Below are 6,084 nucleotides of genomic sequence, written 5' to 3'. Positions count from 1 at the left end.
AGGTCCCGCTGTGCCGCGATGACCTCGTCGATGTCCTTGTACGCGGCCGGGATCTCGTCCACGACGCCAGCGTCCTTGCGCGACTCGACGCCCTCGGTCTGGGCGATGAGATCGGCCACGGTGAACTGCCTCTTGGCCGCGTTGCGGCTCATCCGCCGTCCCGCGCCGTGCGAGGCGGACTGGAACGAGGCCGGGTTGCCTTTGCCGCGCACCACGTACGAGCGGGTACCCATCGAGCCGGGAATCAGCGCGAGGTCGCCCTCGCCCGCGCGCACGGCCCCCTTGCGGGTGACCAGCATGGGCACGCCGTCGATGATCTCCTCCGCCACATAGTTGTGGTGGCACGAAATGGGCTGCTCGAAACGCACTCCGCGGTCGGCGAATTCGGCCGCGACCGCACGGCAGACCAGGGCCAGCATCACCGCGCGGTTGCGCGCCGCGTACTCCTGCGCCCAGGTGAGGTCGCGCCGGTAGGCCTCCATCTCCGGCGTGCCGGAGACGAAGACCGCCAGGTCGCGGTCGGGCAGGTCGGCGTTGTGCGGCAGCGAGCGCGCGATAGCCATGTGGCGCTCGGCGAGTTCCTTGCCGATGTTGCGGCTGCCCGAGTGCAGCAGGACCCACACCCGGTCGTCGGTGTCCAGGCAGATCTCGATGAAGTGGTTACCGCCGCCGAGCGTGCCCATCTGCTTGTGCGCCTTGGACTCACGTGCATGCACCCGGCCGTCCAGCGCGCCGAACGAACCCCAGAAGCGATCCCAGCCCGCGCGCAGCGTCGCGGTGCTCGCGCCGAGCCCGGCGACCTGGTGGCCGAGCCGGGTGACATCGACGGCGTCGTGATGCGCCTGGAAGCCGACCGGCACCGCCGCCTCGATGCGCGACCGCAGCGAACGCAGGCTGTCGGGCAGGTCCGCCGCGGTGAGATCGGTGCGCACGCTCTCCATGCCGCAGCCGATGTCGACGCCGACCGCGGCGGGCGACACCGCGTCCTTCATCGCGATCACCGAGCCGACCGTGGCCCCCTTGCCGAGGTGCACGTCCGGCATCACGCGGACGCCGTGGACCCATTTCAGCGCGGCGATGTTGCGCAGCTGCTGGAGCGCGGCCTGCTCGACATCGTGCTCATCGGCCCACATCAGCGTCTGCGCCTTGGTGCCGCGCAGCTCGACGGGAAACATGGTCTCGGTCCTTCCGTTGGTCTCTGCCATCAACGGTAGGTACCGAGCACACCCGGCGCACCCGAATATCCGACCGCCCGGTCGCGGCGGTCAGCCGACCGTCTGCTCGAACCGCGCGGGGTAGACGCGCTCGGCATTGCCGTGGCCGATGGCGCCCACCAGTGCTTCCGCGTCGGCGGTGGTGATCGCGTCGTCGGCGAGCCATTCGTCGACGAGCTTTCCGAGGCCACGCCGCCAGAGCAGGGCGCCGAGGTAGTGCAGCTCCGGCAGCCCGTAACCGTCGGAGGAGTAGCACAGCGCCCGGAACGGCGCCAGTTCCAGCGTCTCGGCCAGCACGGCGCCGGCCCGCTGTCCCACGTAGGGGATGGTCAGGCCGAGATCCAGATGGACGTGGTCGAAGAGGTGCGCGAGGTAGGCGGCATGGCGGTGGAAGGGCCAGCAGTGCAGCAGCATCACCGACAGGCCGGTGCCCGCGGTCCGGCGCAGGAAGTCGGTGAGCAGCAGTGGGTCGCCGTGCCGCAGGCGCAGGTCCGGGTCACCGAATCCGGTGTGGAATTGCAGCGGAAGTCCCAGTTCGGCGCCGATGCGCGCGCCGAGACCGACCAGCCAGCCGAGGACGTCCGGATCGGTGAGCCGGTGCTCGGGCGCGAAACTGGTCGGCGGGTGATCCCGCAGCGGGAAGTCCAGACCGCATCGGTAGGCCACGATCGTCTTCAATCCGACCGCGCCCGCCGCCCGTGCCCGCAGTTCCGCCTCGATCCGCTCGTACACCCCGGACACCGCGCCGACCTGCGCGACGACTTGCTCGGCCACCTCCTCCAGCCGGATCACCTCGCGCACCTCTCCGTCCACGAGATTCGCGAAATCAGCGGTGCTTCCGCCGATTCCGGTGTCCAGGAACCACCGGTTCACCCCGGACGCGCGCAGCAGGCGGGTGGCCACCTCGCGCGCGCCGAGCCGGGCGCGATGACGGAGGTAGACATCCGGGCCGACATGGGCGGGCAGATCCAGCGCCGGGGCGCACCAGCGGCGCACGGCGAGCCCGATCGCGGAGTCGAAACTGCCGCGCGCGCCTTCGCCGAGCAAGCGCTCGAAGCCGGCCCGATCCAGGTCGTCCGTGCGCACCCCGTGACAGTGGTGGTCGGTGAGCCGGACATCGTCGGTGAGCATGTCAGAACCGCCAGCGGGTGAGGGCGACCAGCTCTTCGGCGCTCGCGGCGGCGTACCGCTCGGCCTCCGCGCGGCGCACGGTGAGCAACGCGTCGTGCAGCTCGACGCCCATGGCCTCGGCGAGCACCGTGGACGCGGCGAAGTGGTCGGCGGCTTCGGACGGGGTGGTCGGCAGGCGGCGCACATCCGACCTCCCGCGTGCTTCGGCGTCGAAAGTCGCGGGGTCGCCGGTGATCTCGACCGGAAGCCGCAACTGTTCGGCGACACCGGCGAGCCCCGCGGCGATCACCGACCCGACGATCAGGTACGGATTGCCGGTCGCGTCGAAACATTTGATCTCGGCGTTGGCCGCCCACGACTCGGTGCCGCGCACCCCGGTGACGAAGCGCAGCGCGGCCTCCCTGGTCTCGCGGCCCCAGCACTGCCAGACCCCGGCCCAGCGCGATGGCTCCGACCGCAGGAAACTGGCCGGGTTGCCCGCTCCCACCGCGACCAGCGCGGGCAGTTCCCGCAGCACGCCGGCGAGGAACGCCTCGCCGGTGCGGCGCATGCCGTGCGGGCCGTCGCCGCCCGCGAACAACGGTCCGTCCGCGTCGGTCACCGACAGGTGCAGGTGCGCTCCGGAACCGGCGCCGCCCGGTTCGATGCACGGGGCCAGCAGCGCACGCCAGCCGTGCCGCGCGCTCACCTGCCGGATCGTGTGCCGGACCAGCACGGCCTCGTCGGCGGCCGCGACCGGTTCGGACGGTTCGACGGACAACTCCAGTTGCGCGAGCGCGTATTCCGGATGGAACTGGGCCACGGCGACGCCCTGCCGCTCGAGTGCCGCGACCAGCTCGGCGGCGTAATCGGCCACCTGCCCGAGCCGGATCAGGCCGTAGGCGGGGCCGTGGATCGCGGGTGTGAAGCCGTCGGCGCCGTCGGCGCGGCCCACCGCCCATTCGGTCTCGAACGCCATGGACAACCGCAGGCCCGCCGCCTGCGCCGCCGCCGTCTGGCGGGCCGCGAAGTGGCGCTGGCAGGCGGCGAAGCGGGTGCCGTCCTGGTTGTATTTGTCCGTGGGCGCCCACGCCCAGCCGGGCTGGCAGGCCAGTTCGGTGAGCATGCTCAGATCGGGGATGAGCCGCAGATCGCCGTCGGGCCCGCCGAGATAGCGCCCGATCGCCATCAGGTCGTCGAAGGCGAAGGTCTCGAAGCACGGCGACACCCCGACGCCGTACCGGGCCGCGGGCTCGAGCCGCTGCCCCGGGACGGCTTTGACCCGCGTGATGCCCGCGTTGTCCACGAAGCTCAGCGCGACCATGGACGCGTCCAGCCGGTCGATCGGCGCGGGGTCGCCATCGGCGGGGATGCGATCCGGCGTGGTGGCCATGCCCATCACGATATCGGCTCGGGCGCACCGGGAGCCGACGCGGCGCTACTCCGCGACCAGGGCGGCGGTGATCTCCTCCCTGGCCGGGATCGAACTGCTCGCGCCCAACCGGGTCGTCGCCAGCGCTCCGGCCGCGCAAGCCCAGGTCAAGGCCCATTCCGGACCCCGGTGCCAGGCCGAGGCCAGCGCGCCGGTGAAGGCATCGCCCGCGCCGGTGGTGTCGACGACATCGACGCGGGGGCTGGGCCGGGACAGGCGCGCTCCGCCCGGTCCGCGATAGTCCGCGCCCGCCGCTCCTCGGGTCACCACCAGGTGCGCGACGGCGTCGAGATCAGCGCCCAGTCGCTCGGCCTCGCCTGTGTTCACCACGGCCACATCGATATTCGCCCACAGGTCGGCGGGCAGCGGACGGACCGGCGATGGGTTCACCAGCACGGTGGTGTCGTTCGCGCGGGCGTGGCTCGCGGCGGCGGCCACCGTTTCGATCGGAATCTCCAACTGGCACAACAAGATCTCGGCGGCCGCGATCGCCGCGAGGTCGTCTTCGGCCAGCTCGGTCATCCGCGCGTTGGCGCCCCCGACGACGATGATGCTGTTCTCGCCGTCGTCGTCCACCACGATCGTGGCGACGCCGCTCGGCCCGGCGACGGTGCGCAGCCGGTCGGTGCGCACCGCGGCGTCCGTGAGGGCGGCGCGCAGTTCACCGGCGAAGACGTCGTCGCCGACCGCCCCGAGGAAGCTGACCTCGCCGCCCGCCCGCCGGGCCGCGATGGCCTGGTTCGCGCCTTTTCCGCCGGGCACCATGGCGAAACCGCTGCCGAGGACCGTCTCACCGGGGTCGGGTCTGCGTGCGGTCGTGGTGACCAGATCCATGTTGATGCTGCCGAGCACCACGATCGCGGGAGCGTCCGATTCGGCCGTCATAGCGCCGGACGGTAGTCGCCACGGCCGGGGCGCGCACGCGACCGCGCCCGCGTCGCGGCGGGTGGGATCGGCGGTGTACCCGGTGCGTAGGCTGTACCCATGACGGTAGGAACGACCACCCAGCCCGATGTCCGCGAGGTGGTGCACGAGGCCGCGCGCAAGGCCAGGGTCGCGTCGCGGGCGCTCGCCCAGCTGACGACCGCGCAGAAGAACGAGGCTCTGCACGCGGCCGCCGACGCCCTGCTTGCCGCCGCCGATCGGGTGCTGGCCGCCAATGCCGAGGACATCGCCGCGGCGCAGGCCGCAGGCACCTTGGAATCGCTGCTGGACCGGCTGCGGCTGACCAAGCCGCGCATCGATGGCATCGCGTCCGGTCTGCGTCAGGTCGCGGGGCTGCCCGATCCGGTCGGTGTGGTGGTGCGCGGCTCGACCCTGCCGAACGGTCTGGAGATCCGGCAGGTGCGCGTGCCGCTCGGCGTGGTGGGCATGGTGTACGAGGCGAGGCCGAACGTCACCGTCGACGCGTTCGGGCTCGCGCTCAAATCGGGTAACGCCGCCCTGCTGCGCGGCTCGTCCTCGGCGGCCCGGTCCAATGCCGCGCTCGTCGCGGTGCTGCGCGAATCGCTTGCCGCACAGGTTATCCCGGCCGACGCCGTGCAACTGCTGCCGAGCGGGGACCGTTCCAGCGTCACCCATCTGATCCAGGCTCGCGGCCTGGTCGACGTGGTCATTCCGCGCGGCGGCGCCGGGTTGATCAACGCGGTCGTGCGCGACGCGCAGGTGCCGACCATCGAGACCGGTACCGGCAACTGCCACGTCTACGTGCATGCCGCCGCCGATCTGGACATGGCCGAGCGGATCCTGATCAACGCCAAGACCCGCCGTCCCAGCGTGTGCAACGCGGCCGAGACCGTGCTGATCGACGCCGGGATCGCCGACACGGCGCTGCCCCGGCTCACCGAAGCGCTGGAGCGTTCCGGCGTCACCATCCACGGCGACCTGCCCGGCCAGGTTCCGGCCACCGACGCCGACTGGGGCGAGGAGTACCTCACCCTGGACATCGCGCTGAAAGTGGTCGACGGCCTGGACGCGGCGGTGGAGCACATCAACACGTGGGGCACCGGCCACACCGAGGCCATCGTCACCGGCGATCTCGCCGCGGCCCGAGAATTCACCAGCCGGGTGGACGCCGCCGCGGTGATGGTGAACGCCTCCACCGCGTTCACCGATGGCGAGCAGTTCGGCTTCGGAGCCGAGATCGGCATCTCCACCCAGAAACTGCACGCTCGCGGGCCGATGGCCCTGCCGGAGCTGACCTCCACGAAGTGGATCGTCTGGGGCGAAGGACAGATCCGGCCCGTCTGACCCCGGGTGCGGGGCAGCCGCCGATGCCGAGTCGGCGTCGGCGGCGCGCTGCCGTAGCGTGGGGGATGGTTCGGAAGG

At 71.8% G+C, this 6,084-nt stretch carries 5 protein-coding genes; 1 reads left to right on the top strand and 4 read right to left on the bottom strand.

The window, feature by feature from the left end:
- From NB3_RS31560 to NB3_RS31545, 4 genes are all read right to left on the bottom strand, one after another.
- Positions 1-1,175 (bottom strand): RtcB family protein (locus tag NB3_RS31560; protein ID WP_067810522.1); only part of this gene is annotated, 1,175 nt, incomplete at its 3' end.
- A gap of 90 nt (positions 1,176-1,265) precedes the next feature.
- Positions 1,266-2,345, bottom strand: coding sequence for an amidohydrolase family protein (locus NB3_RS31555; RefSeq protein WP_067810508.1), 1,080 nt, complete (start codon positions 2,343-2,345; stop codon positions 1,266-1,268).
- Position 2,346: 1 nt separating this feature from the next.
- Complete coding sequence (locus tag NB3_RS31550) at positions 2,347-3,717, bottom strand: type I glutamate--ammonia ligase (RefSeq protein WP_067810521.1); 1,371 nt, start codon at positions 3,715-3,717, stop codon at positions 2,347-2,349.
- A gap of 45 nt (positions 3,718-3,762) precedes the next feature.
- A complete protein-coding gene (locus tag NB3_RS31545) occupies positions 3,763-4,641 on the bottom strand; it encodes a ribokinase (protein WP_067810506.1) in 879 nt (292 codons plus the stop codon).
- A gap of 99 nt (positions 4,642-4,740) precedes the next feature.
- Here NB3_RS31545 and NB3_RS31540 point away from each other — a divergent pair, with 99 nt between their 5' ends.
- Positions 4,741-6,006, top strand: coding sequence for a glutamate-5-semialdehyde dehydrogenase (locus NB3_RS31540; protein WP_067810504.1), 1,266 nt, complete (start codon positions 4,741-4,743; stop codon positions 6,004-6,006).
- Positions 6,007-6,084 lie beyond the last annotated feature (78 nt).

The sequence above is a fragment of the Nocardia beijingensis NBRC 16342 genome (assembly GCF_001612785.1).
Taxonomy (GTDB): Bacteria; Actinomycetota; Actinomycetes; order Mycobacteriales; family Mycobacteriaceae; genus Nocardia; species Nocardia beijingensis.
The sequence above is the reverse complement of the archived record's forward strand: the minus strand, read 5'-3'. Positions and strand labels throughout refer to the sequence as shown.